The sequence below is a fragment of the Vibrio mangrovi genome (assembly GCF_024346955.1).
Lineage (GTDB): Bacteria > Pseudomonadota > Gammaproteobacteria > Enterobacterales > Vibrionaceae > Vibrio > Vibrio mangrovi.
Map to the genome: position 1 here is coordinate 3,303,810 of NZ_AP024883.1, position 25,389 is coordinate 3,329,198.

26 protein-coding genes are annotated in these 25,389 nt (G+C 46.7%); 9 read left to right on the plus strand and 17 right to left on the minus strand.

What is annotated here, in order from left to right:
- Positions 1–19: 19 nt before the first annotated feature.
- From cysE to epmA, 5 genes are all read right to left on the minus strand, one after another.
- Complete coding sequence (cysE, locus tag OCU74_RS14720; RefSeq protein WP_087482413.1) at positions 20–844, minus strand: serine O-acetyltransferase; 825 nt, start codon at positions 842–844, stop codon at positions 20–22.
- Between the two features lie 55 nt (positions 845–899).
- Positions 900–1,889, minus strand: a complete 990-nt coding sequence (gene gpsA / locus OCU74_RS14725) for an NAD(P)H-dependent glycerol-3-phosphate dehydrogenase (protein ID WP_087482412.1) — start codon at positions 1,887–1,889, stop codon at positions 900–902.
- 192 nt (positions 1,890–2,081) lie between these two features.
- Complete coding sequence (gene secB / locus OCU74_RS14730) at positions 2,082–2,558, minus strand: protein-export chaperone SecB (RefSeq protein WP_087482243.1); 477 nt, start codon at positions 2,556–2,558, stop codon at positions 2,082–2,084.
- A gap of 56 nt (positions 2,559–2,614) precedes the next feature.
- Complete coding sequence (locus OCU74_RS14735) at positions 2,615–3,049, minus strand: rhodanese-like domain-containing protein (RefSeq protein WP_087482242.1); 435 nt, start codon at positions 3,047–3,049, stop codon at positions 2,615–2,617.
- 183 nt (positions 3,050–3,232) lie between these two features.
- Positions 3,233–4,210, minus strand: coding sequence for an elongation factor P--(R)-beta-lysine ligase (epmA, locus tag OCU74_RS14740; RefSeq protein ID WP_087482241.1), 978 nt, complete (start codon positions 4,208–4,210; stop codon positions 3,233–3,235).
- Positions 4,211–4,448: 238 nt separating this feature from the next.
- Between epmA and frdA the strand changes: the two genes are divergently transcribed.
- Genes frdA through frdD form a run of 4 tightly spaced genes read left to right on the plus strand, consistent with a single transcriptional unit; the run spans position 4,449 to position 7,754 of the window.
- Complete coding sequence (frdA, locus tag OCU74_RS14745; protein ID WP_261856147.1) at positions 4,449–6,251, plus strand: fumarate reductase (quinol) flavoprotein subunit; 1,803 nt, start codon at positions 4,449–4,451, stop codon at positions 6,249–6,251.
- 2 nt (positions 6,252–6,253) lie between these two features.
- Entirely contained in the window at positions 6,254–6,994 is a 741-nt protein-coding gene (locus tag OCU74_RS14750) for a succinate dehydrogenase/fumarate reductase iron-sulfur subunit (protein WP_261856148.1), read from the plus strand.
- Between the two features lie 3 nt (positions 6,995–6,997).
- Positions 6,998–7,381, plus strand: coding sequence for a fumarate reductase subunit FrdC (gene frdC, locus OCU74_RS14755; RefSeq protein WP_087482877.1), 384 nt, complete (start codon positions 6,998–7,000; stop codon positions 7,379–7,381).
- Positions 7,382–7,391: 10 nt separating this feature from the next.
- The gene (gene frdD / locus OCU74_RS14760; protein WP_087482876.1) at positions 7,392–7,754 is read left to right on the plus strand and encodes a fumarate reductase subunit FrdD; all 363 of its coding nucleotides are present in this window, start codon (positions 7,392–7,394) and stop codon (positions 7,752–7,754) included.
- An 82-nt stretch (positions 7,755–7,836) separates the two neighbouring features.
- Here frdD and efp read toward each other — a convergent pair whose 3' ends face one another.
- Entirely contained in the window at positions 7,837–8,403 is a 567-nt protein-coding gene (gene efp / locus OCU74_RS14765) for an elongation factor P (protein WP_038178704.1), read from the minus strand.
- A 34-nt stretch (positions 8,404–8,437) separates the two neighbouring features.
- On the opposite strand from efp, the gene epmB reads away from it, so the two are divergent.
- Positions 8,438–9,460, plus strand: a complete 1,023-nt coding sequence (epmB, locus tag OCU74_RS14770; protein WP_087482875.1) for an EF-P beta-lysylation protein EpmB — start codon at positions 8,438–8,440, stop codon at positions 9,458–9,460.
- A 36-nt stretch (positions 9,461–9,496) separates the two neighbouring features.
- Here the strand turns inward: epmB and OCU74_RS14775 are convergent, their stop codons facing one another.
- The 3 genes from OCU74_RS14775 to OCU74_RS14785 form a co-directional block, all read right to left on the minus strand.
- Entirely contained in the window at positions 9,497–10,945 is a 1,449-nt protein-coding gene (locus tag OCU74_RS14775; protein ID WP_087482874.1) for an ATP-binding cassette domain-containing protein, read from the minus strand.
- 88 nt (positions 10,946–11,033) lie between these two features.
- On the minus strand, positions 11,034–12,671 hold the full coding sequence (gene groL, locus OCU74_RS14780) for a chaperonin GroEL (RefSeq protein ID WP_087482873.1): 1,638 nt from the start codon (positions 12,669–12,671) through the stop codon (positions 11,034–11,036).
- Between the two features lie 76 nt (positions 12,672–12,747).
- Positions 12,748–13,038 carry a co-chaperone GroES gene (locus OCU74_RS14785; protein WP_059119701.1) on the minus strand — a complete coding sequence of 97 codons (291 nt, stop codon included), beginning with the start codon at positions 13,036–13,038 and terminating at the stop codon, positions 12,748–12,750.
- Positions 13,039–13,284: 246 nt separating this feature from the next.
- On the opposite strand from OCU74_RS14785, the gene OCU74_RS14790 reads away from it, so the two are divergent.
- Both OCU74_RS14790 and OCU74_RS14795 read left to right on the plus strand, forming a co-directional pair.
- On the plus strand, positions 13,285–13,905 hold the full coding sequence (locus OCU74_RS14790) for a helix-turn-helix transcriptional regulator (protein ID WP_087482872.1): 621 nt from the start codon (positions 13,285–13,287) through the stop codon (positions 13,903–13,905).
- 132 nt (positions 13,906–14,037) lie between these two features.
- Entirely contained in the window at positions 14,038–14,379 is a 342-nt protein-coding gene (locus OCU74_RS14795; protein WP_087482871.1) for a DUF3135 domain-containing protein, read from the plus strand.
- A 105-nt stretch (positions 14,380–14,484) separates the two neighbouring features.
- Here the strand turns inward: OCU74_RS14795 and OCU74_RS14800 are convergent, their stop codons facing one another.
- Positions 14,485–14,835, minus strand: coding sequence for a tautomerase family protein (locus OCU74_RS14800; RefSeq protein WP_087482870.1), 351 nt, complete (start codon positions 14,833–14,835; stop codon positions 14,485–14,487).
- Between the two features lie 194 nt (positions 14,836–15,029).
- Between OCU74_RS14800 and tpiA the strand changes: the two genes are divergently transcribed.
- Positions 15,030–15,800: a triose-phosphate isomerase gene (gene tpiA / locus OCU74_RS14805; RefSeq protein WP_087482869.1), complete on the plus strand. Its 771-nt coding sequence runs from the start codon at positions 15,030–15,032 to the stop codon at positions 15,798–15,800.
- 157 nt (positions 15,801–15,957) lie between these two features.
- Entirely contained in the window at positions 15,958–17,319 is a 1,362-nt protein-coding gene (locus tag OCU74_RS14810) for an MATE family efflux transporter (protein ID WP_087482868.1), read from the plus strand.
- Between the two features lie 55 nt (positions 17,320–17,374).
- Here the strand turns inward: OCU74_RS14810 and rraA are convergent, their stop codons facing one another.
- The 7 genes from rraA to priA all read right to left on the minus strand — a co-directional run bounded on the left by rraA (position 17,375) and on the right by priA (position 25,297).
- Complete coding sequence (gene rraA, locus OCU74_RS14815) at positions 17,375–17,959, minus strand: ribonuclease E activity regulator RraA (RefSeq protein WP_087482867.1); 585 nt, start codon at positions 17,957–17,959, stop codon at positions 17,375–17,377.
- Positions 17,960–18,034: 75 nt separating this feature from the next.
- A complete protein-coding gene (locus OCU74_RS14820; RefSeq protein WP_087482866.1) occupies positions 18,035–18,952 on the minus strand; it encodes a 1,4-dihydroxy-2-naphthoate polyprenyltransferase in 918 nt (305 codons plus the stop codon).
- A 171-nt stretch (positions 18,953–19,123) separates the two neighbouring features.
- On the minus strand, positions 19,124–20,455 hold the full coding sequence (gene hslU / locus OCU74_RS14825) for an HslU--HslV peptidase ATPase subunit (protein WP_087482865.1): 1,332 nt from the start codon (positions 20,453–20,455) through the stop codon (positions 19,124–19,126).
- Positions 20,456–20,499: 44 nt separating this feature from the next.
- Positions 20,500–21,039, minus strand: a complete 540-nt coding sequence (hslV, locus tag OCU74_RS14830) for an ATP-dependent protease subunit HslV (RefSeq protein ID WP_087482864.1) — start codon at positions 21,037–21,039, stop codon at positions 20,500–20,502.
- 146 nt (positions 21,040–21,185) lie between these two features.
- Positions 21,186–21,734: a cell division protein FtsN gene (gene ftsN, locus OCU74_RS14835; RefSeq protein WP_087482863.1), complete on the minus strand. Its 549-nt coding sequence runs from the start codon at positions 21,732–21,734 to the stop codon at positions 21,186–21,188.
- A 101-nt stretch (positions 21,735–21,835) separates the two neighbouring features.
- Complete coding sequence (cytR, locus tag OCU74_RS14840; RefSeq protein ID WP_087482862.1) at positions 21,836–22,843, minus strand: DNA-binding transcriptional regulator CytR; 1,008 nt, start codon at positions 22,841–22,843, stop codon at positions 21,836–21,838.
- A 249-nt stretch (positions 22,844–23,092) separates the two neighbouring features.
- Positions 23,093–25,297 carry a primosomal protein N' gene (priA, locus tag OCU74_RS14845; RefSeq protein WP_087482861.1) on the minus strand — a complete coding sequence of 735 codons (2,205 nt, stop codon included), beginning with the start codon at positions 25,295–25,297 and terminating at the stop codon, positions 23,093–23,095.
- Positions 25,298–25,389: the final 92 nt, after the last annotated feature.

Below are 25,389 nucleotides of genomic sequence, written 5' to 3' on the forward strand. Positions count from 1 at the left end.
TCAGCAGAACAGTATTCGTCTAAATACCGTCACCGCCGACAAACATCTGTGAATGGCCGTTAAACTGTTGGTCCATATCCAGAGAAGGTTTATCACTTTGCGGACGTCCGACAATTTTAGCCGGTACACCGGCAACCGTGGTATGAGGCGGAACAGCTTGCAAAACAACCGAGCCTGAGCCAATTTTAGCCCCTTCTCCAATCTCAATGTTTCCTAAAACTTTAGCGCCGGCGCCAATCATCACTCCTTCACGAATTTTCGGATGACGATCGCCGCACTCTTTCCCGGTTCCGCCCAGAGTAACATCCTGCAAAATGGAGACATCATTTTCAATGACTGCGGTTTCACCCACGACGATTCCGGTGGCATGGTCCAGCATGATTGCCCGCCCAATCCGGGCTGCGGGATGGATATCAACCTGACAGGTCACTGAAATCTGATTCTGTAAATAACTGGCAAGTGTTGTCCGGCCCTGCTTCCATAACCAGTTTGCTACCCGGTAGCCCTGCAATGCGTGGAAACCTTTCAGGTACAACAATGGGATAGAATATTTATCAACTGCCGGGTCACGGGTAACCGTTGCACAAATATCACAGGCAGCCGATTCGGTAATGCCGGGGTCAGACTGAAATGCTTCTTCAACAACTTCTCTGACTGCCATTGCCGGCATAGAAACGGTGTGCAGCTTATTCGCAAGGATATAGCTCAGCGCAGCAGAGAGACTATCATGCTTAATAATGGTCGCATGATAGAAACTGGCTAGCATCGGTTCCTGCTCTGTCAGCTCCCGGGCTTCCCGGACGATGGTTTGCCACACAACGTTATGTTTTGCACATTGCTTCATGATTTGAGCTCTCTGTTCCATGTTCATTCTATATCAGAACGTCTGCCTGCTCTGATTAATGCTCGGCCTTCTTATCTCTGGCTAATAAATCTTTTGCTGCAATCCGGGCATCTTTATCCTGATAAAGTACTTGGTATATCTGATCGACAATCGGCATCTCAACACCCATACGATTGGCCAGTAACCAGACTTCCTTGGTATTTCTGTACCCTTCAACAACCTGACCAATCTCATTCTGAGCAACATCAACGGCTTTTCCCTGCCCGAGCGCCAGACCAAAACGCCGGTTTCTCGACTGGTTATCTGTGCAGGTTAACACTAAATCCCCTAAACCTGCCATTCCCATAAAAGTTTCAGGAGCAGCACCCAGCGTGACACCCAAGCGGCTCATCTCCGCCAGTCCCCGGGTAATTAATGCTGTTCTGGCATTCGCACCAAAACCCATACCATCTGAAATTCCGGCACCAATAGCAATGACGTTTTTCACGGCACCACCCAACTGTAAACCGATAAAATCAGAATTCGCATAAACCCGGAATGTCTTACTACAGTGAATCTTGTCCTGTAAATCAGCGACAAACTGACTATCGGCAGATGCAACCGAAATCGCCGTCGGCATTCCCATAGCAAGTTCTTTCGCAAATGTCGGTCCGGATATCACAGCTAAAGCATGCTGATCACCGACAATATCATGAGCAACATCCTGTAGCAGACGTCCGGTTTCCGGCTCCAGACCTTTGGTTGCCCAACAGATACGGCTATCGGATCTGAGATAAGGCTGGATACGCTGTAAAACTTCACCAAACACATGGCTGGGAACAACAATCAGTAAATCACGGGAAGCCTGAACTGCGGCTTTTAAATCCGCAGTCATAATCAATGTTTCAGGGAAAGGAATGTCCGGTAAGAACTCCCGGTTCTCCCGATCAGATTCCAGACGCTGCATGTGTTCGGGATCATGGCCCCACAGTAATATATGTGCACCATTACGAGCCAGAGATATCGCAAGAGATGTTCCGTAAGAACCCGCCCCGATGACCGTCATCGCAATCGAGTTCCCGGTAATCAAATCGGTATGAGAATTCACAATACTTTGTCCATTCAGTTCAACATGCACTATTGATGTCTATGTTATACAAGAGATACAAAAAATGCACATAACATCATTGCTCGCTGATGTCGTGTGCATTTTTATTCTGATATTTTCACAAATACCGTTAACTGTCAGCCAGTATGCTTATGATGCACTTTCTTCCTGAGCTTCCTGAGATGCCTGCTGCTGAAGATAATTCATAAACAGCGCATCAAAGTTAACAGGAGCCAGATTCAGTTGTGGGAATGTTCCTTTTACAACCAGGCTAGAAATCGTTTCACGAGCATAAGGGAAAAGAATATTCGGGCAGAATGCACCTAAACAGTGAGCCAGTTGACCAGCTTCCATTTTCTCCGCCGAGAAGATACCTGCTTGCTGAACTTCACACAAAAATGCAGTTTCATCTTCATTTTTTACGGTAACGGTTAACCGTAAAATCACTTCATAGATACCGTCACCCAACTCCCGGTTTTGAGTATCCAGATCCAGATTTACATTAGGATTCCAGTCTTTCTGAAAAATAACCGGAGAACTGGGAGCTTCAAAAGAGACATCTTTCAAATAGATACGCTGAATTGCAAAGTTCTGCTGAGGTTCTTGCTGTTGCGCTGCTTCAGACATGATATTTTCCTTATTGGTTCCAGCCCGCTAAAAACATACGTTCTTTGGGGCTTATACTATTTTTTTCCACGAACAAGAGGAAGATTGGCTTCATTCCAGGCAACAAGACCATTTTTCAATAGACTGACCTTTTCAAAACCAGCTTTGGCCAACAAATTGGCACTCTCCTGTGCTGTTTGTCCTGATTTACATACGACAATGATGGGGGTGGATTTCTGATTTTCAAGGGAACCATAAGATCCGGATTTAATTTCAGAAGGTAGCAAGTTCACAGAATCCGTAATGTGCCCCTGTCTGAACTCATCTTTAGAGCGAATATCAAGCACAATACCGTTTTCTTTATTGACCAGATAAGTTAACTCATTGACCGAGATACTCTGGTATTTAGCCGTGGATGATTTAAAAATATTCAGGATAAGTGCACCTAAGATACCTACCCAAGCCAGCGAAAGAATCATATTCTGCTGGAAAAATTCAATATATTCCTGCATGTCCTGTACTCTTGTATTGCAGTTCAAAAACAGAGAGGGAGTATAACGAGGTTATTCCGAAGACGCGAGTGATTCACATCATAAACCGAAGGGCCGGTGAATATTCGTCATGTGTTTTTGCTCAATAAGCAACATATTTTCACCATATGACTGCCCAAATCACACCAGCACTGCCACAAACACTTACGCATTCGGAAAAGGAAATGTAATCACATCCTGAATATGAGTTTGCTTTAATGCCAGCATCACCAGCCGGTCAATCCCCAGAGCAACACCGGCACAATGAGGCAAACCAGCCTGAAGTGCCTGAATCAGATGGTAATCAATCGGCTGAGGTTCCAGCCCCATCTCTGACCTTTTGACATTATCCGCTTCAAAGCGGCGCAGTTGCTCGGTCGGATCATCCAGCTCATGGAAGCCATTCGCCAGCTCTATTCCTTTGAAATACACCTCAAATCGCTCGGCAACACGCTCATCGTCAGCACTGACTCTTGCTAGCGCGGCCTGACTCGCCGGAAAGTTGTAGACAAATGCCGGTGCAGTCTGACCGATATCTGGCTCAACGACCATGCTGAACAATAGCTGCAACAGGGTATCCCGATCCTGTTCCTGTGCTGCAATATCGGCAAAGCCGAATCGCTGTGCGGCTGCCCGTAGCTCATCCATGTCACAAGAAAGCGGACATACACCTATACTGTGTAAAAAAGCCTGCTGATAAGTCATTCGCTGAGCAGGCGGGCATGACAGCACCAACTGAAGTAAATCATCCATTTCGTCCATCAGTTGGTGATGATCAAAACCGATTCTGTACCATTCCAGCAGGGTGAACTCGGGATTGTGATAACGACCACTCTCTTCATTGCGGAATGCTTTACAGAGTTGAAAGATGGAACCGGAACCTGCGGCAAGCAATCGCTTCATATGAAATTCAGGACTGGTCATCAGATATACAGAGCAGCCGGAGGCAAAATCAGGTCCGAAAAACTGACTTTTAAACGTCTGTAAGTGAATATCCGTCACTGTCGCCTGGCTCATAGAAGGCGTTTCAACTTCCAGAACATCTCTTTCGGTCAGAAAGTGTCGGACGGAAGCAATCAAACGGGCACGTTCACGTAGATGGAACATTGAAATCGTGGGTTTCCAGGCAAGGTGACTTGGCATGAATAATTTGACCTCTTACAAAATAAAATGCCCATTATATGTGACATCAATTTTAAAACGTGAAAGCAATCACACATGGAATAATTATCTCCATAACAGGGCATGATATTCGATTAAAAACCTAACGAAATCAATTTTTTCAGCATATGACTTCAATTAGACTGAAACAAACCTAAAAGCATTAAGCTTTTTAGATAATAAGCGGGAATTCCCGCACATCACTCACTGGAGGATAACTGTGCAAACACTTACCACAGATATCGCGGTCATCGGCGCTGGTGGTGCCGGTTTACGTACTGCGATTGCTGCAGCAGAAGCAAATCCTGATTTACAGGTCGCTCTGATCTCTAAAGTATATCCTATGCGCTCACATACGGTTGCCGCAGAAGGAGGCTCCGCAGCAGTTATCAAGGATGAGGATAGCTTAGATAACCACTTCAACGACACTGTCGGTGGTGGGGACTGGCTTTGTGAACAGGATGTTGTAGAGTACTTTGTCGAAAATTCAACCCGGGAAATGATCCAGATGGAGCAATGGGGCTGCCCCTGGAGCCGGAAAGAAAACGGTGAAGTTAACGTCCGTCGTTTCGGCGGTATGAAAGTTGAAAGAACCTGGTTTGCTGCAGACAAAACCGGTTTTCACATGCTGCATACCCTCTTCCAGACGTCGATAAAGTATCCGCAGATCAAACGTTTTGATGAGTATTTCGTCGTTGATTTGCTGGTCGATGACGGCGTCGTCCAGGGACTGATTGCCATTCACATGTCTGAAGGTGAACTGGTCACTATTAAAGCAAAATCCGTCGTTCTGGCGACCGGTGGCGCTGGCCGGGTTTACCAATGTAATACCAACGGTGGCATTGTGACCGGAGACGGTATGGGTATGGCTTATCGCCATGGTGTTCCGCTCCGGGATATGGAGTTTGTTCAGTATCACCCGACCGGCCTGCCCGGCACCGGTATTCTGATGACCGAAGGCTGTCGTGGTGAAGGCGGTATTATCGTCAATAAAAACGGCTACCGTTATCTTCAGGACTACGGTATGGGACCGGAAACACCGGTCGGTCAGCCGAAGAACAAATATATGGAGCTTGGTCCGCGCGATAAAGTCTCTCAGGCATTCTGGCACGAGCAGCAGAAAGGCAACACCATCAAACATCCGTTGGGTGATGTCGTTCATCTGGATCTGCGCCATCTGGGTGCTGAATATCTGCATGAACGTCTGCCGTTTATCTGTGAGCTGGCCAAAGCCTATGTCAACGTCGATCCGGTCAAAGAGCCAATCCCAATCCGTCCAACGGTTCACTACACCATGGGTGGTATCGAAACCAATGCGCAGTGTGAAACCCGGATTCAAGGTCTGTTTGCCGTCGGTGAATGCTCTTCCGTTGGTCTGCACGGGGCCAACCGCCTCGGTTCCAACTCACTGGCAGAACTGGTGGTATTCGGACGGGTTGCCGGCGAACAGGCCGTGAAACGCGTTGAAGACTTCAAAGGCTGGAACGATGCAGCAATCGACTCTCAGGTGAAAGCCGTTGAAGAACGCATTCAATCCCTGCTGAATCAGGAAGGAGATGAAAACTGGGCGGACATCCGGACCGATATGGGCAATGCGATGGAAGCCGGTTGCGGTATCTACCGTCAGGAAGATCTGATGCAGCAAACCATTGATACACTGGCTGAGCTGAAAGAACGCTATAAGAAAATCAGCATCAAAGATAAAGGCAAAGTATTCAATACCGACCTGCTGTATGCCATTGAAATCGGTCACAGTCTGGAAGTTGCGGAAGCGATGGTTCACTCAGCTATTCTGCGGAAAGAATCCCGCGGCGCTCACCAGCGTCTCGATAAAGGCTGTACCGAGCGTGACGATGTGAACTACCTCAAGCACTCACTGGCATTCTACCAGAAAGATGCTGCCCCACGGATTGACTACAGTGATGTCACTATCACCAAGTCACAGCCGAAAGCACGTCTTTACGGAGCCGCAGCTGAGCAGGCTGCCGCTGAAGAAGCACAACAGCGCGGAGAGGAGAATTAATCATGGCAACCCAACGCATCCAAAAGGTTGAAATTCTGCGCTATGACCCAGAAAAAGATGCCGAGCCTTACCTACAGACATTTGAGGTGCCTTTCAATGAAACCATGTCGATCCTCGACACGATTTCTTATGTGAAAGACTATCTGGACAAAAATCTGTCTTATCGCTGGTCCTGCCGGATGGCGATCTGCGGATCCTGTGGCGTAATGGTCAACGGTGTTCCTAAACTGGCCTGTAAAAGCTTCCTGCGGGATTATCCGGACGGCGTGAAAATCGAACCACTGGCTAACTTCCCGATTGAGAAAGACCTGATTGTGGACATGACCCCGTTCATCGAACGGCTGGAAGCGATCAAGCCTTATATCATCGGCAACGACCGCAAACCGGAAGATGGCACCAACCTGCAAACCCCGGAGCAAATGGCAAAATACAAACAGTTTGCCGGATGCATCAACTGTGGTTTGTGCTATGCCGCCTGTCCGCAGTTTGGCCTGAATCCGGAGTTTATCGGTCCGGCTGCACTGACACTGGCACACCGCTACAACCTCGACAGCCGGGACAACGGTAAAGCCGAACGGATGAAGCTGATCAACGGTGAAAACGGCGCCTGGGGTTGTACCTTCGTCGGTTACTGCTCTGAAGTTTGTCCGAAAAGTGTCGATCCGGCAGCCGCGGTGAACCAGGGCAAACTGGAATCGTCTATGGACTTTGTCATCGCGATGCTGAAACCTCAGGAGGCCTAAGAAATGAGTAATCGTAAGCCCTATATCAGGGAAATAAAACGGACCTGGTGGAAAAACAATCCGTTTTATCGTTTCTACATGATCCGTGAGGCAACGGTTCTTCCTTTAATCTTCTTCATCCTGTTTCTGACCTTCGGTCTGGGATGTCTGGTGAAAGGACCTGAAGCATGGCAGTCATGGCTCAATTTCATGGCAAATCCTGTAGTGGTGGCAATTAATATCGTCGCGCTGGTAGCCAGTCTGTTTCATGCCCACACTTTCTTCGGCATGATGCCTCAGGTCATTCCAATGCGACTGAAAGGGAAGCTGATCGATAAGAAAATTATCGTTCTGAGCCAATGGGTTGCTGTTGCCGTTATTTCTGTCATTGTTCTCATCATTGTATAAGGAGGCGATTGTGATTAACCAAAATCCAAAACGTTCAGACGAACCAGTATGGTGGGGACTTTTCGGCGCCGGAGGTACATGGTTTGCTATGTTTACTCCAGTAACAATTTTAGTGCTGGGAATCATGGGTCCACTGGGAATTCTGGACGCAGAAGCGTTAAGCTATGAACGGGCGGCCGATTTTGCAACCAACATTATCGGTGCATTATTTGTTATCGCAACCATTGCACTCCCAATGTGGCATGCAATGCACCGTATCTATCATGGAATGCATGACCTGAAAATTCACACCGGTGTGGTCGGTAAGATTGCCTGTTATGGCTTTGCTGCAATTATTTCCGCCTTATCAGTTGTGTTCATTTTCATGATCTAAACATTGGTAAAACTGCCAGTTAAAAAGGGCTGCCGATACCGGCAGCCCTTTTCTATATCGTTTTTTCTGTCAGAGAAAAGACTTATTTCACCCGGCTTACGTATTCCGCTGTGCGAGTGTCAACTTTGATCACTTCACCAATCTGAATGAACAGAGGAACACGGACAACAGCACCGGTAGACAATGTTGCCGGTTTACCACCCGTTCCCTGAGTATCGCCTTTCAGGCCAGGATCGGTTTCAGTCACTTCCAGTTCAACAAAATTTGGTGGTGTTACTGCAATTGGGTTACCGTTCCACAGAGTCAGCATACAGGCATTGTTTTCTACCAGCCATTTTGCATTGTCACCAACAGCTTTAGCATCCGCAGCAACTTGTTCGAATGTTTCACTATTCATAAAGTGATAGAATTCGCCGTCGGTATAAAGATAATCGAGATCGATATCCATGACGTCTGCGACTTCTGCGGAATCACCGGACTTAAAGGTTTTTTCCAACACTTTGCCGGAAAGCAGTTTACGGATTTTAACGCGGTTGAACGCCTGACCTTTGCCTGGTTTTACATACTCGTTTTCGAGAATGACACAAGGCTCGTTATCGATCATAATCTTCAGACCGCCTTTAAATTCATTCGTGCTAACAGTAGCCATTTTTTCCTCTTACTTATACTTCGAGTTAAATTCAATGCCGCACATAATAACCCGAAAAATCGAATCTGTTGAGCAAAACTGGCTCAAACAACTTGCGAATGCGATCTCAGACCCAGAGCAGCTTCTGAGATATCTGGAAATTGATCCAACGCCCTGGCAACAGGGTTTTAAAGCCAGAAAACTTTTCGCACAGCGAGTTCCTCTTAGTTTTGTATCACGTATGGAAAAAGGAAATCCTTTCGACCCATTGCTACGTCAGGTTTTGCCGCTCAGTCAGGAGTTCGAGGCTTACCCCGGTTTTTCGACCGATCCGCTGGAAGAGCAAAATAATCCACATCCGGGGTTATTACACAAATATCAGAACCGGGTGCTGCTGATTTTAAAAGGCTCCTGTGCCATCAACTGCCGCTACTGCTTCAGAAGACATTTTCCCTATCAGGAAAATAAAGGCAGTAAGTCAGTATGGGAAGACAGCCTGAATTACATCGCTCAGCATACTGAGCTGAATGAAGTCATCCTGTCCGGTGGTGATCCTCTGATGGCAAAAGATCATGAGCTCATCTGGCTAATTGACCGGATTGCCCTGATTCCACATATCCGGACGTTACGCATACACTCCCGACTGCCGGTTGTCATTCCTGAACGAATCACCGATCAACTGATTTCCTCATTCGCCCGAACCCGTCTGAATGTTGTTCTCGTTTCACATATTAATCACGCGAATGAAATTGACGATGTGCTATCACATTCTTTTTCTTCTCTGCGTCAGGCTGGCGTCACTCTGTTAAATCAGGCCGTACTGCTGAAAGGCGTCAATGATTCTGTGGAAACCCAGGTCAGACTCAGTGAAGCGCTGTTTCAGGCTGGTGTTCTGCCCTACTATCTCCATGTTCTGGATAAAGTTCAGGGTGCAGCACACTTCTTTGTCTCAGATGAAGAAGCAAGAGCGATCATGGCTGGGGTTATCGAGCGCGTCTCCGGCTATCTGGTACCCAGACTGACCCGGGAAGTCGCAGGGCGCAGCAGCAAGACACCGCTGGACCTGTATCTGGAATAGTTCCTTTCTAAAAAGATGACAATAATCCGGAGGTGATTACTGCTCCTCCGTGATACAAACCCGGTAGCCGCCATTCGGATCAGCGACAAAATCAACATAATTATGAATCGCAGACAGACGATCTTCTTCATAGTGCGAGACATACAATAACTGCGTCATATTCGCTTCAGCCAGACGATTCAGCACTGTCATCACCAGACGTCGATTCAGATAGTCCAGTCCTTGGTACGGTTCATCCAGAATCAGTAAAACCGGATGTTTGATTAAAGCCCGGACGATCAGCAATAACCGCTGCTGTCCGTAATCCAGTTGCCTGAAACCATGCTGCTCATACTGACTCATTTCCAGCGCATTCAACCAATCCCGGGCAATATGTAACTGCTTTGCAGACGGCTTTTCATAAAGACCTATCGAATCAAAAAAACCTGATAACAGCACATCCAGAACGGTACAACTAACCCGGTATTGCAGATGCAGGGATGAAGAAACAATACCGATATGACGTTTGATATCCCAGATACTCTCACCACTGCCCCGGCGCATCCCCAGTACCGTGATATCGTTACAATAACACTGCGGATGATCCCCCAGAATCAGACCAAGTAAGGTACTTTTTCCACATCCGTTCGGGCCACGGATTTGCCAATGCTGATTTGCTTTAATCTCCCAGCAAAGATCCCGAAAAATCAGTCCATCGGTATATTCAACCTTCACCTGATTCATGGTGACTCTTGGATCGGGTACTGACATACCTGTCTCATACTGCCGACTCAACGCCAGCCATACCTCTTGCTTTGTATCCGTCAATGCTGTCAGCTGCTCCAGAATCGGATGCTGGCGCCATTCTGTAATCGTAATCGTCTGGCTTAGCTGTCTTTCATCAAACAATGCAATATGAGTCAGGCATGCCGGTAATTCATCTTCCCGAGATGTAATAACCACTAACTGTATTTGCTCAGCCAGATCATTTAAACATGTGGTTAGCCTTTGACGGTGTTCAACATCCAGCCCCGAATAGGGTTCATGCAACACCAGCAACTCAGGGTGAGTTGCCAAAGCCCGGGCGAGCATTAAACGACGGGTTTCACCGGTAGAGAGCTGCCGAAATCCTCTGGTTCTCAAGCCCGTCAAATCTGTCAGTTCAAGCAACTCTTGCAGTTCATGTACAGAGCATCCGGCTTCCAGTAACAGGTTTTCGACGCTGGATCCATAATCGATATGATCCTGAAAATCCGTCTCATCCCTGGCGATTTCATACTCTAACAATCGCTGCTGTTCAGATAAAGAAACAATACCGACAACATCAGGCTTTTCTGTAACAGCATCATGGCCTCCCGTGAGTGCCCCAGAAAAAATACGTACCAATAGTTCACTACTATGTGCATGTGCAATAAAAACGCCCCAATGCTCAGAGGGCCGAAGCTCCCAGTGAGAGATCTCCAGCTGTTCCGATGCATGTTCATACTTCAATCCCTGAATCAACATAGGCATATCACCAATTTATCAAACGAGAAAAACAGAAAAGGGCGAGGAAAGCCTCACCCTTTTTGATTATCAGACAGAAGATGAAAAATTACATCATTCCTGGCATACCGCCCATGCCACCCATATCAGGCATACCCGCGCCATCATTCTTAGGCACTTCAGTCACCATCGCTTCAGTTGTAATCATCAGACCGGCAATCGATGCTGCAAACTGTAGTGCGCTACGTGTAACTTTTGTTGGGTCAAGAATACCCATCGCAATCATATCACCGTAGTCACCGCTTGCTGCGTTATAACCATAGTTACCTTCGCCTGCTTTTACGTTATTGGCAACAACAGACTCTTCATCACCAGCATTCGCTGCAATTTGACGAATTGGCGCTTCCATTGCACGAAGTGCAACACGGATACCGACATTCTGTTCTTCATTATCGCCTTGCAGATCAGTCAGCTGAGAAGCAGCACGGATCAGCGCAACGCCACCACCGGCAACAACGCCTTCTTCAACCGCTGCACGAGTTGCATGAAGTGCATCTTCCACGCGATCTTTCTTCTCTTTCATTTCGACTTCAGTTGCTGCACCAACTTTAATGACGGCAACACCACCGGCCAGTTTTGCAACGCGCTCCTGAAGCTTCTCTTTATCGTAATCAGAAGTTGCTTCTTCGATTTGCTGACGGATCTGAGTCACACGACCTTCAATCGCAGCCACTTCACCGGCACCATCAATCACAGTGGTATTTTCTTTTGTGATTGTGACACGTTTGGCCTGACCCAGATCTTCCAGAGTTGCTTTATCCAACTCCAGACCAATCTCTTCAGAAATAACCGTACCACCAGTCAGAATCGCGATGTCTTGCAACATTGCTTTACGACGATCACCGAAACCAGGAGCTTTCACTGCTGCAACTTTCACGATACCACGCATGTTGTTCACAACCAGTGTGGCCAGAGCTTCACCTTCTACATCTTCAGCAATGATCAGCAGAGGACGGGATGCTTTGGCAACAGATTCAAGAACTGGCAGCAGTTCACGAATGTTAGATACTTTTTTGTCAACCAGAAGGATAAACGGATTTTCCAGATCTACAGAACCTGATTCCTGATTGTTGATAAAGTAAGGAGACAGGTAACCACGGTCAAACTGCATACCTTCAACAACATCCAGCTCATCCTGCAGAGCCTGACCTTCTTCAACTGTGATGACACCATCACGGCCTACTTTTTCCATTGCTTCAGCAATGATGTTACCAACACTCTCATCAGAGTTGGCAGAGATAGTACCAACCTGTGCAATCGCTTTTGTATCAGCACATGGTACAGAAAGTCCTTTCAGCGCTTCCACAGCAGCAACAACTGCTTTATCGATACCACGCTTCAGATCCATTGGGTTCATGCCCGCAGCAACAGCTTTCAGGCCTTCATTGACGATTGACTGAGCCAGAACGGTTGCAGTCGTTGTTCCGTCACCTGCCGCATCATTTGCCTGAGATGCAACTTCTTTTACCATTTGTGCGCCCATGTTCTGGAACTTATCTTCCAGCTCAATCTCACGAGCAACAGAAACACCATCTTTTGTAATAGTTGGTGCGCCAAATGATTTATCCAGAACAACGTTACGGCCTTTAGGGCCCAGTGTAACTTTCACTGCATCTGCCAGAACGTTCACACCTTCCAGCATTTTTACTCGAGCATCATTTCCAAACTTAACGTCTTTAGCAGCCATCTTTTATTCCCTATTTCTTAATTCGGTTTTCGTCAATTGTTTTTGAATAAGAGCAAAAATTACTCAACGCTTACTTTTATTCGACAATCGCCAGAATGTCGTTCTCAGCAAGGATCAATACTTCTTTGCCATCGATTTTTTCCGACTTTGTGCCGTAACCTTCAGCAAAAATAACAGTATCACCAACTTTGACGTCCAACGGCTGAACCGTGCCGTTCTCAAGAACCCGGCCGTTGCCGACAGCAAGCACTTTTCCACGTGTTGATTTTTCCGCCGCAGAACCAGTTAAAACGATTCCACCAGCAGATTTGGATTCAACTTCTTGGCGTTCAACGATAACTCGGTCATGTAATGGACGAATATTCATCGGTCGTCTCTCCTGATTTAATTTCCGTGTAGTTTATGAAAGCGCTGTTTACCAGCTTGTGCTTTCTATGTGGGGGAAGAAAACAAATATCCCAAGGGGAGACAGGCAAAAAAATGTGATTCAGATAACAAAATGTTAATCATTTTTAACTTTTATCCTTCATCTACTTCTAATTCCCACTAAATAGTCAATTGTTTACTTTATTAACTGAAGTCTGAATAATAGGAGAAAGCCAAGAGGACACCGATGAAAACAGCCGACAAAATACTACACACGCTCAAACGGGAAGGCGCTGTGACAGCCAAACAGCTTTCAGAACGTTTTGGAATGACAACAATGGGAGCCCGCCAACATCTTCAGACACTTGAAGAAGATGGACTGGTCCGCTTTTATGATGTGAAAGTCAAAGTCGGCCGTCCGACACGCCACTGGACTCTTACCGCTAATGGTCATGCTTATTTCGCCGATCGGCATGGAGAATTAACACTTCAGGTCATTGATGCTGTCGAACAGGTGTATGGTTCCGAAGGGATTGCAAAAATTGCCGCCACCCGGGAAGCTCAGACACTAGCACAGTACCATGCCGAAATGCAGTCTTGTATGACACTTGAAGAAAAACTGGAAATGCTCGTTGTCCTGCGGGAAAGAGAAGGCTATATGGTTGAGCTGGAGACATCCTCTGACGGCTACCGTCTCATCGAAAACCACTGCCCAATCTGCAAAGCAGCAACCCGGTGCCAGAGCTTTTGTCAGTCAGAGCTTAATATTTTTCAGTCTTTGCTTGAGGGGCTGTGTTCAGTCGAGCGTCAGGAGCATATCGTCTCAGGTCATCGGCGCTGCAGTTATATCATCAAAAGACTCAATTAAATTCTTATCCTTGAGAAGATCTCACATTAAGTTCACAATTCAATCAATTTTGGTTTATTATTGAGAAGTATTCTAATTAAAACATATTTGATTTGAGTCGTAGGCTAGAATAGGAAGAATCTGAGGTGATATATGACTGCACCAAGTTCTTATACCGAGCTCCCCCCATTTGACGAGCTGGTAGCACTGGCTAAACATAATCCAGAAGCGTTCGCAATGTTCAAACGTGACATCTGTGAAGAGATGATCCTCTCTGCATCCAGAAAGATGCAGGATCGACTTTGGGCTCAACAAAGCCACATAGACAGAGTTGTCCGTTCATGCAAAAACGCGGATCACGCCAATGTAAAACTAATGAGAGAATTGAGTGCTCAGATGGTTAAGTTTCAAAATGCCTTAGCCAGTAACTCAACGGATGAAACGCCAAGCACTGCTGACGTTATTCCGTTTAATCGATACAGGCCACATGCTTAAATCATAAGCACCGATATTCTTCCTCAAAGAAGAATATCTACAGGTGCCAGCCTGGGCACTCCGTTTTGTAATCCTGTCGTTAAAATTTTCAGACTTCGGGAATAGCTAGCTACGGCTTCGGATACAGGTCTGCTCAGCAATTCTCAGATAGACTGAGAGATTCTCCACTTTTTCTGCTTCCTGCTCGAGTACATCTGCCAGCATTCCGGAAACAGACTGCCCAATTTCGGCTGCGTCATTCTGAGGGATTTCCAGTATCAGTTGAATGAAATCCACCGAATCAAGCTGCTCACCGATAAACCACTGATGTATCCGGACCGCACTACTTTTTACCGGGATTCTCATTCGCTGTAGCCTCTCATCATCCAGCAATACCTGATGAAGATCTTCCAGTAAACGGGAAACATTCATTCGCTCATCCACAGGCGCTGAGTACTCCATCCGGAGATTGATCATATGATTCATCCTTGTCATAACATGTCCCGAAGGATTTCCGGGCATCTTCAGCACAGGTAAAATAAAGCCAAACGGAAAGCATCTCAAATGCTCTAACCAAGAAAGTCATGATTCGCATCATGATCTACTCGATTTTATCTGTTATATTCTGTCGAAATCACATTTTTATATTCACTGAATTTGGAGATATTCCTATGCGTCGTCCTGTTGTTATGGGTAACTGGAAACTAAACGGAAGTAAAACCATGGTCACAGAACTACTCTCTGGCCTGAATACTGAACTCGAAGGTGTTACCGGCGTCGATGTTGCGGTCGCACCACCAGCTCTTTATCTGGATCTTGCCGAGCGTTTAATTAAGGAAGGCGGTAGCAAAATCATTCTGGGTGCACAAAACACTGATGTAAACAATAGCGGTGCCTACACTGGTGATATGTCTCCTGAAATGTTGAAAGATTTTGGTGCGACACACATCATTATCGGTCACTCAGAACGTCGTGAATACCATAATGAATCCGATGAATTCGTTGCGCAGAAGTTTGCTTTCCTGAAGGAAAACGGTCTGACACCAGTTCTGTGTATCGGTGAATCAGAAGCTCAGAATGAAGCAGGTGAAACACTTGCTGTTTGTGCACGTCAAATTGATGCCGTCATCAAAACTCAGGGCGTTGAAGCACTGAACGGCGCAATCATTGCTTATGAACCAATCTGGGCAATTGGTACAGGTAAAGCTGCAACTGCTGAACAGGCGCAGTCCATTCATGCTTCTATCCGTGCTCACATTGCTAAAGAAAGCGAAGAAGTAGCGAAAAACGTTATCATTCAGTACGGCGGTTCTGTTAAAGCAGACAACGCTGCTGAGCTGTTCTCACAACCAGACATTGATGGCGCATTGGTTGGTGGTGCATCTCTGGATGCTAAAGGCTTTGCTGCGATCGCTAAAGCAGCTGCGGCAGCTAAAGCTTAATCACTTAAAAGCGATTCATATATTTCTCAGGCCAGCACATGCTGGCCTTTTTTATACCCAAACACTGAATATATCACTGTAATGTGCGGTTCTGGCTGTTCCGGGCAGAATCGAGTATGCTGTGGTCCCGGTTCACCGATATATATCCTTCTCTTTTATGCATGATAAATACGGGCTGCTCTCGGCGCCAATTCCAGTCGTACTCCGCCGGATGACGATCCCGATGACCTTCGGCATGATATCGGTGCTGATGTTTAACTTAGTCGACACCTATTTCATCTCTCTGTTGGGAACACAGGCATTAGCTGCCGTCAGCTATACTTTTCCTGTCACTTTTGCGGTGAACTGCATCACGATGGGAATTGGCGTCGGTCTATCGACCAGTATCGCACATCTGCTTGGTCAGAAAGCCATGCATAGTGCAGCCCGCCTTACAGTTCATGGTCTTCTGCTGGCCGTATTTCTGGTCATCTTCGCTTCCGGGCTGGGACTTTTAACCATTGAACCACTCTTTACTTTGCTCGGAGCCCAAAAAACATTACTTCCCATGATCCAGCAATATATGTCCATCTGGTATATTGCGGTTCCGTTTCTGGTCATTCCTATGGCTGGTAATAGTGCCATCCGGGCAACTGGTGATACAAAAACACCAGCCCAACTTATGATTTTATCCGGTATCGCCAATGGGATTCTCGACCCCTTACTTATTTTCGGCTATGGTCCCTTCCCCGAACTTGGAATCCAGGGAGCAGCCATTGCCAGCGGCATTAGTTGGATCGCTGCGTTAATTGGTTCTTTGTATATTCTGTTTTTCCGGGATCGTCTGGGCACATTTCCGCATTTACCGTCGCTATGGCAAGACTGGAAACAGATTTTACGTATCGGAACTCCGGCGGCACTTTCCAATGCCATGAATCCAATTTCTGGCGCATTGCTGATGATCCTGCTGTCCCAACATGGAACTGTAGCGGTAGCAGCTTACGGTGCAGCACAACGAGTTGAGTCGATTCTGATTCTGGTTTTGGTGTCGCTGACGTCTGCTCTTACACCGTTCATGGCCCAGAATTTTGGGGCTGATAATCCTCGGCGGGGATTTGCCGGATTATTTCTGAGTATGCGTTTTTCTCTCGTTTTTCAAATCATCATTTTCATGATGATGGTCCCGCTAAGTGTCCCGATATCCGCACTCTTTTCTCAGGAAACTCAGGTCCGGGAACTGCTCTGGCATTATTTACTGGTCGTTCCGTTCAGTTATGGGTTTCAGGGCGTTGTCATGATGATCGTTTCAGCATTGAATGCACTGCGTCGTCCTCTGCGTGCATTTAGCTGGAGTTTTATGCGACTCTTTATTTTCACGCTACCTTCCGCCTGGATTGGTTCACTGTTCTGGCAGATTGACGGGTTATTTGCAGGAATTGCCATTGGCAACATTCTGGGGGGAATTTGCGGATACTTGCAGGCTCTGTCGTTACGCCGCCAGAGCCTGTTAGCCGATTCAGAGAATAATCACTATCGCTAAAAACGAAAAGTTCGATACCTCATAATTTGCAGTATGATGATCTGGTTACAGATCATCAGATCCGCTCATCAGCATCTTCTTCAATCAGATCATCGTCGAGTTCTTCATCATCGAGCTCTTCATCCAGTTCTTCCTCATCCAACTCAGCATCCTCGATATCAGTATTTAAAGGTTCCTGAGAAAGAATGATACCGGTGCTGTCTGCATAAAGATAATCTTCAGGCAAGAAAGTGACACCACCGAAATTGACCGGAATATCGACTTCACCAATATTTTGAGCCACAGCCCCAACCGGGATAGAAGCCATCGCCTGAATACCGATATTCATTTCTTCCAGTTCGTCAACTTCGCGGACACAACCGTAAACAACCAGCCCTTCCCACTCATTTTCCTCGGCAAGTGCCGCCAGCTCCGCATCAACCAAAGCACGGCGTAGAGAGCCACCGCCATCGATCAATAACACCCGCCCCAAACCGTCTTGTTCAAGCACTTCACGGAGCAAACCATTATCTTCGAAACATTTGACCGTCGTTATCTGACCGGCAAAAGAAGCCCGCCCACCAAAATTACTGAACATCGGTTCTACAACATCAACCTGATCGAAGTAAATATCACAAAGTGCAGATGTATTGTATTCCATAGCAACCATTCTCACAGCGAAAGTATCTTAAAGGAGTATATCGGCTATGTAAGCCATTGCAATGACGAAGCTCAATTAACTGATCAGAGTTTGAGCAACGACAACACCGACAAACAGCAGGTTTGTCACGATAGAGCATCTTACGACAACAGGTAACATCGGTGCGATTTGTACCGGTCGCTCTGCTTCCCAGACAGCAATGGCATGTTTCACCACAGCGATCAAACTCAGCAGGAAAGGAAGCGCCAGCCATAACGGATCAGTTTGTAGCCATAGATACAAACTAAAGGCCAAAACAGCTCCAGCCAACAGAATGAAATGGTATTTTTTGGCCAGAACCGGACCTAAACGCACGGCAATGGTCCGCTTACCGCAAATCTCATCATTTTCGATATCCCGCATATTGTTTATATTCAGCACGGCAACGGCCAGCAAACCACAGGCAATCGACGGGAGCAACAAACTAGTCTGCAACTGCCCGGTATAAAGAAAATAAGTACCGGAGACTCCCAGCAGCCCGAAAAAGATAAAAACAGAGACATCACCAAGCCCGACATAACCATAGGGTTTATTACCGACTGTATAAGCAACAGCGGCAATCATGGCCATCACGCCAAGGCCGATAAAAACCAGTATATTCTCAAGCGAATCCAATGCATACAGAATCAAAGCCATACCGGCAACGATAGTGAGCAGCACATTGATCATCATGGCATATTTCATGTCTTTCAATGACACAGCCCCTGACTGAATCGCTCGTAGCGGTCCCAGCCGTGCTTCATTATCCGTCCCTTTCACTGCATCCCCATAATCATTGGCAAGATTAGACAAGATTTGCAATAAAGTGGCGGTGGCCAGAGCCAGCAAAGCAATTGGCCATGAAAAATGCTTTTCTGAAAAAGCTAATGCACTTCCTGTGAGGATCGAAATCAATGCCAGAGGTAAAGTTTTCGGTCTAGCCGCATCCAACCAAATCGAAATAGAGTTCATCATGATTACAGCCTAGTGGACGTCAAGGGCTCTAGTATACGACGAAATCACTCATAATAAAAAGCCCGCATAAGAAAGCGGGCTTTTATATCCAAATGACCTCAAGATACCATTTCAGAAAAAGCCATCAGATGCGATAACTGAAACTCACCTGGGTGACTGATTCGATGACACTTACAAAATAAAGCGACTGAGATCTTCATCGTCGACTAACTCGTCTAAGCGCTCTTTCACATAATTGGCATCAATCATAAAAGATGAACCGGCTTTATCCGTCGCATCGAAAGAAATTTCATCCATCAAACGCTCCATCACCGTATGCAAACGACGGGCACCGATATTTTCAGTCGTTTCATTAACCTGCCATGCTGCATCAGCAATCTGAGCAATGCCATCTTCAGAAAACTCAATGGAAACTTCTTCTGTTGCCATTAATGCCTGATATTGCTCAGTTAACGATGCTTTCGGTTCTGTCAGAATTCGTTTGAAATCATCACTGCTCAGCGCTTCCAGCTCAACCCGGATTGGCAAACGTCCCTGTAATTCAGGGATTAGATCCGATGGTTTTGCAACCTGGAAAGCACCGGAAGCAATAAACAAAATATGATCAGTTCTGACCATGCCATGTTTTGTCGATACCGTACTTCCTTCGATCAAAGGCAACAAATCACGCTGAACGCCTTCACGAGACACATCCGGACCAGAAACTTCTCCCCGCTTACAGATTTTGTCGATCTCATCGATAAATACGATACCGTGGTTTTCAACATTAAAAATAGCCTGCTCTTTTAACTCATCCTGATTGACCAGTTTAGCGGCTTCTTCTTCGGTCAGAGCTTTAAACGCATCTTTAATTTTCAGTTTACGTTTCTTTTTAGAGTCTCCAGCCAAATTCTGGAACATCCCCTGCAACTGGTTCGTCATTTCTTCCATGCCCGGAGGTGCCATAATCTCCACCCCCATCTGAGGTACGGCAACATCGATTTCAATCTCTTTATCGTCCAGTTGTCCTTCCCGTAATTTTTTACGGAAAACCTGTCTGGTATGAGATGAATCGTCACTTCTCTCTTCTTGTCCCCAGGAGTCTCGCGGCGGAGGAAGTAATGCGTCAAGAATTCGCTCTTCTGCTAACTCTTCAGCCCGAAACTTCACCTTTTCCATCGCCTGTTGATGCGTCATCTTCACAGCGACATCCGTAAGATCCCGGATAATCGTTTCGACTTCTTTACCGACATAACCGACTTCAGTAAATTTTGTCGCTTCGACTTTAATAAACGGAGCATTGGCTAATTTAGCCAGACGACGGGCAATTTCGGTTTTACCCACCCCAGTCGGACCAATCATCAGGATATTTTTCGGAGTGACTTCAACACGCAGACTTTCTTCCAGCTGCATCCGGCGCCAGCGGTTACGCAAAGCAATAGCCACAGCCCTTTTAGCTTTATCCTGACCGATAATATGACGATTGAGTTCATGAACAATTTCACGAGGAGTCATTTCAGACATGCTTATTTCCTTTGTTCTGTATTGCAGGCTCTATCGAATCGTTTCTATGATTCACTCTGAGGGATTTCAAGTGCTTCGATAGTCTGAAAATGGTTAGTAAACACACAGATATCACCTGCAATTTTCAGTGCTTTTTCAGCAATTTCCTGAGCATCCAGATCTGTATTCTCCAACAAAGCCGTCGCCGCAGCCTGAGCATAGTTTCCACCGGAACCTATCGCAATTAAATCATTCTCCGGCTGCACAACATCACCATTACCGGTAATAATCAGTGAAGCGGTCTCATCTGCGACTGCAAGGATCGCTTCCAGGCGACGCAGAGCCCGATCGCTACGCCAGTCTTTGGCAAGCTCAACGGCTGCTTTCACCAAATGTCCCTGATGCATTTGCAGCTTACTTTCAAAACGTTCAAACAACGTAAATGCATCGGCAGTTCCTCCGGCAAAGCCAGCCAGCACTTTATCGTTATACAGGCGGCGAACCTTGCGGGCATTCCCTTTCATCACAGTATTACCCAGAGAAACTTGCCCATCTCCGGCAATAACAACTTTATTATCACGACGGACAGATACGATAGTAGTCACAAGAGGACCTCTTTCATTTTATAGAGTGTGTTAGAAAACTATATAAGGACAAGGGAGTTTGAATTCAAGTCAAAAGGCAGGATATGATTTTTATTTCCTCCGGAACTCTGTCGCCAGTTCCGGAGGATAATAAACGTTACAATATGTTACTGTCTTTCTTTCCAGATAGCACATGGTTCAATTTTGGCACGCTGAAGTTTGTGTCTGTCACGTTCGGCATCCCGCTTAAATTTATAAGGTCCGATCACAACACGATACCAACTGCTGTCTTCTTTCTTACGGATTTTACTTTTTATCCCCTGAAAGGCGATATCCAGCTTCCGTTTTTCAGCCTGAGCCATCGTTTTATAGGCACCACACTGCATGATGTAAGGTACATCTGAAACTTTCAACTCTTTTGGTGTCACCTCAATTTCACGCTTTGGCAGAATATCGACATAATCCCACTTTTCTGCCGGTGGCGGTGGAAGTGTCTTTTCATTCGATGACGTAGGTTGCTTTACCTCAGCCTTCTGAGGCACCAGAGCCTTATTTGCCGGAGGAGAAGGCTGCATACTCAGCGTATACAGACCATAGCCAAACACGGCAACCAGAACCACGGCAAGCGTACCACTAAACCAAGGGCGTCTCTTCGAGGGTTTCCGCACAGTTTTCTTTGTCGCGCTTCCCCGCTTCACATAGTCTTTATTAGCCACTAAATTATGCTTACCTTACAAACAATGACGATATGTTAAAGAAGACCACTCGGAAGCACAACTCTGAGGACGCTTCTCATCGGCATTCTCTTATAATCGCATTACGTCGCTCGCGGAGGCGCAACACTATCGCGAATCACAAGTTTTGTCTCCAGTAAACGAGAGCCAGCTCTGACATCATGTCCCCGTAGCACTTCCAGCATCATCAGCATTGCCTGACGGCCAATCTCATATCGGGGTTGAGAAACCGTGGTTAACGGAGGATCACAGTACTGAGCAAAATTAATATCATCAAAACCGACGACTGATAAATCCTGCGGAACACGGACACCCAGACGTTTTGCTTCCTGAATTGCACCGATAGCCATCATGTCATTGTGGCAGAATACAGCCCCCGGAGGATCCGACAGACCCAGTAATTGCCGGATCGCTTTTACACCAGCTTCAAAACTGAAGTCACCTTTGTAGTAATAGGCAGGGTTCATTGTAATGCCAGCACGTCTTAAAGCCTGCATGTATCCCTGATGGCGGAAATGGCACAAAGCGGCTGAGTCAGGACCAGCAATTTCACCAATCCGTTTGTGTCCCATCTGAGTCAGATAATTCACAATTTCAAAAGCAGACGTCAGGTTATCAATGTGAACTGTCGGCAATTCCAGCTCTGGTGCATATTCGCAGGCCATCACCATTGGTGGCAGATTCTTCTGTTCTGATTTACTGGCATCAAAAGGTAAATCAGTGCCGAGCAGCAGCATTCCGTCAGCCTGTTTAGTGAATACCAGATTAACGAAGGAGCTTTCCCGCTTCTTCTGCTGACCGCTATCACCCAGCAACACCAGATAGCCATGCTCTACCGCTGCGTCCTCAATTCCCCGAATGATTTCAGTAAAATAAGGATCACAAATATCAGGCACGATAGCGACAATCGTTTTTGATTCGTTACGTCTTAAATTGCGTGCCAGCGAATTCGGAGAATATCCCGCCTCAAGAACAGCATCTTCAACCCGTTTTCTTGTCGATGGCGACACTTTTTCGGGATTCATCAATGCCCTGGATACGGTCGCGGTTGACACTCCCGCTAATTGAGCAACATCCTTCATTGTCGCCATACGTTAACACCCTCTTTCAAAATAGTATTTGCTATAAAACCGATTCATTGCACATACTTTTTGATATATCTATCAACATGTTGATGCATGTGCTTCCATAGTGTAAGCATTTCCACAGATAAATTTACGGCCTATTTAACAGATCTTACATCATAAACGAGAAATAGATCACGATACATACGTTTAATTCTATGACAAAGGCATTAATAGACCGTGAACTCCCCCGAAATACCATAAATAGCAGCCTGACTATGACATGTCATGAGGCTCGATATCTAATGACCACCTGACTTTTCCGGCCAGGGGTAATAACTGGATCGCCGGTTTGGCACTCATCAGTAATTTCTGCATCGTCGGGCGACTCATCGTCTGCAACAGGAGCTGCCAACGGTATTTTCCCGCCCGTTTAGCCATCGGAGCCGGAGATGGCCCTAATACGGCACAGGTCGAATGATCAAACAGTGGATGAACTTCTAATGTCTGCCTGACCTGCCTGAGAAAATTCTCTCCTGTATCGGCATGATTTGATTCTGCTTTAAACAAGGTCAGATAGCTAAACGGAGGTAATAACGCAGTTTTCCGTTCATGCAGCGCTGTGATTGCAAAATGACGGTAATCTTTTTCCAGCAATGCCTGCAGCAAGCTATGCTCCGGATGATGGGTCTGAAGAATAACTTCTCCGGGCTGGCTTGCCCTTCCGGCCCGGCCAGCGACCTGAGTAAATAACTGCGCCAACCGTTCAGACGCACGGAAATCATTACTGTACAGCGCACTGTCGACATCCAGCAATGCGACCAGTGTAACCCGCGGGAAGTGATGTCCTTTTGCCAGCATCTGCGTACCGATCAGAATGTGGTATTCTCCCTGATGAACCGCATTTAACGCAGCCTCCAGAGTCCCTTTTCGCCGGGTGCTGTCCCGGTCAATCCTGATGGTTCGGTATTGCGGAAAGATCTGCGCCAATTGTGCTTCCAACTGTTCCGTTCCCACACCAACTGTCGTCATCTGTGTCGAGCCGCAACTATGGCACTGATGTAATACCGGACGCTGAGAACCACAATGATGACAACGAAGTTCCTGTGTAAACTGATGATAGGTATAACGGGCATCACAGCGCTGACAATTCGCAACCCAGCCGCACTCATGACACATCAGTACCGGCGCAAACCCCCGTCGGTTGAGAAAAAGCAACACCTGATTACCCGCCAGCAAATGTCTTCTCATTTCTGCAATCAGAGGCGCCGACAGTCCACCTTCGAGATAAAGACCTTTCACATCGAGAACCCGGTTCCGGGCCGGAACAGCATCCCCAGCCCGCTGTGTCAGTGTCAGATGATGATATTTACCGCTCAGGGCATTCTGTAATGTTTCCAGTGCTGGCGTCGCAGAGCCCAGAACGATAGGAATCTGTTCCAGGCTGGCCCGCATAACTGCAACATCCCGGGCGTGATAACGCAAACTATCCTGCTGCTTGTATGAGGCATCATGTTCCTCATCAACGATAATGATTCCCAAATCGGCAAAAGGAGCAAACAGCGCTGAACGGGTCCCGATGACAACACCGGCATGTCCGTCACGGGCTGACAGCCATGCATTAAGCCTTTCAGTCTCATTCAGTCCTGAATGCATGACCACCACCGGCACCATAAAACGGGAACGAAAACGCTGAATCGTTTGTGGTGTCAGCCCAATTTCAGGCACCAGAACCAAAGCCTGTTTTCCCTGCTTAAGTACCGGCGCAATCAGATTCAGATAAACTTCCGTTTTTCCGGAACCGGTCACTCCTTCCAGCAGGAAACAACCGAACTCGTGCTGACTGTTTACTGTAGCAATGGCAACGGACTGCTCCATATTCAGCTGAGGTTTTTCATCTTCATCTTCCAGCAACTCTGGCCACGGCTGGCGGGTTGGCCTTCTTTCAATCGCTTCAATCCAACCTTTTTCCTGCAGGTTATTTAATACCTGACTGCTGATCTCTTCGTCCAGTAATGACTGATGGCTTTTCATCCCATGTTCCAGCAAACGCAAGACTTTAGCCTGCTGAACAGCTCTGCCGAGCCCCTGCATCAGTTTGTCCCGGCCCGATTGTGTCAGACACCACTCGCGCAATGTCGCGAAATCGGCAGCTTTTCCTTTACGCAGTGCAGCAGGTAAAGCATTCGAAAGTGTATCGCCCAGTGGATACTGATAGTACTGACTACACCAGGTGAACAACCGGAACAAATCCGGAGACCAGACCGGCTGTTCATCCAGGACTGCACGAATCGGTTTCAGCAATTCCGGACTCATTTCCGAACTATTGCCAAGCGCAGTCACAATCCCGACAAGCGTCTGCCGGCCAAAAGGTACAGATACCCGACCGCCAACAACGGGATGACAGTGCTTCGGTACCAAATAGTCAAACTGCTTATCTAACGGTACAGGTAAAGCCACTCGGGCAATGGATGGATGCATATCAATGGATATCAGACGTAAAAATCATGGCAACAGTCTAATCGAAGCGATAATGAAATTCGAGACACCGATAAGAATGGTGAAAATAACAG

Bases quoted from the DNA above. Each gene is read 5' to 3' on its own strand.
- frdC (WP_087482877.1), top strand. From the start codon at position 6,998: ATGAGTAATCGTAAGCCCTATATCAGGGAAATAAAACGGACCTGGTGG.
- epmB (WP_087482875.1), top strand. From the start codon at position 8,438: ATGCCGCACATAATAACCCGAAAAATCGAATCTGTTGAGCAAAACTGG.
- OCU74_RS14800 (WP_087482870.1), bottom strand. From the start codon at position 14,835: ATGATCAATCTCCGGATGGAGTACTCAGCGCCTGTGGATGAGCGAATG.
- cytR (WP_087482862.1), bottom strand. From the start codon at position 22,843: ATGGCGACAATGAAGGATGTTGCTCAATTAGCGGGAGTGTCAACCGCG.
- epmA (WP_087482241.1), bottom strand. From the start codon at position 4,210: ATGCCAAGTCACCTTGCCTGGAAACCCACGATTTCAATGTTCCATCTA.
- priA (WP_087482861.1), bottom strand. From the start codon at position 25,297: ATGCATCCATCCATTGCCCGAGTGGCTTTACCTGTACCGTTAGATAAG.
- OCU74_RS14795 (WP_087482871.1), top strand. From the start codon at position 14,038: ATGACTGCACCAAGTTCTTATACCGAGCTCCCCCCATTTGACGAGCTG.
- rraA (WP_087482867.1), bottom strand. From the start codon at position 17,959: ATGGAATACAATACATCTGCACTTTGTGATATTTACTTCGATCAGGTT.
- OCU74_RS14790 (WP_087482872.1), top strand. From the start codon at position 13,285: ATGAAAACAGCCGACAAAATACTACACACGCTCAAACGGGAAGGCGCT.
- efp (WP_038178704.1), bottom strand. From the start codon at position 8,403: ATGGCTACTGTTAGCACGAATGAATTTAAAGGCGGTCTGAAGATTATG.
- hslU (WP_087482865.1), bottom strand. From the start codon at position 20,455: ATGTCTGAAATGACTCCTCGTGAAATTGTTCATGAACTCAATCGTCAT.
- OCU74_RS14820 (WP_087482866.1), bottom strand. From the start codon at position 18,952: ATGATGAACTCTATTTCGATTTGGTTGGATGCGGCTAGACCGAAAACT.
- groL (WP_087482873.1), bottom strand. From the start codon at position 12,671: ATGGCTGCTAAAGACGTTAAGTTTGGAAATGATGCTCGAGTAAAAATG.
- OCU74_RS14735 (WP_087482242.1), bottom strand. From the start codon at position 3,049: ATGCAGGAATATATTGAATTTTTCCAGCAGAATATGATTCTTTCGCTG.
- tpiA (WP_087482869.1), top strand. From the start codon at position 15,030: ATGCGTCGTCCTGTTGTTATGGGTAACTGGAAACTAAACGGAAGTAAA.
- OCU74_RS14750 (WP_261856148.1), top strand. From the start codon at position 6,254: ATGGCAACCCAACGCATCCAAAAGGTTGAAATTCTGCGCTATGACCCA.
- OCU74_RS14775 (WP_087482874.1), bottom strand. From the start codon at position 10,945: ATGTTGATTCAGGGATTGAAGTATGAACATGCATCGGAACAGCTGGAG.
- OCU74_RS14785 (WP_059119701.1), bottom strand. From the start codon at position 13,038: ATGAATATTCGTCCATTACATGACCGAGTTATCGTTGAACGCCAAGAA.
- secB (WP_087482243.1), bottom strand. From the start codon at position 2,558: ATGTCTGAAGCAGCGCAACAGCAAGAACCTCAGCAGAACTTTGCAATT.
- gpsA (WP_087482412.1), bottom strand. From the start codon at position 1,889: ATGACGGTCATCGGGGCGGGTTCTTACGGAACATCTCTTGCGATATCT.
- OCU74_RS14810 (WP_087482868.1), top strand. From the start codon at position 15,958: ATGCATGATAAATACGGGCTGCTCTCGGCGCCAATTCCAGTCGTACTC.
- cysE (WP_087482413.1), bottom strand. From the start codon at position 844: ATGAAGCAATGTGCAAAACATAACGTTGTGTGGCAAACCATCGTCCGG.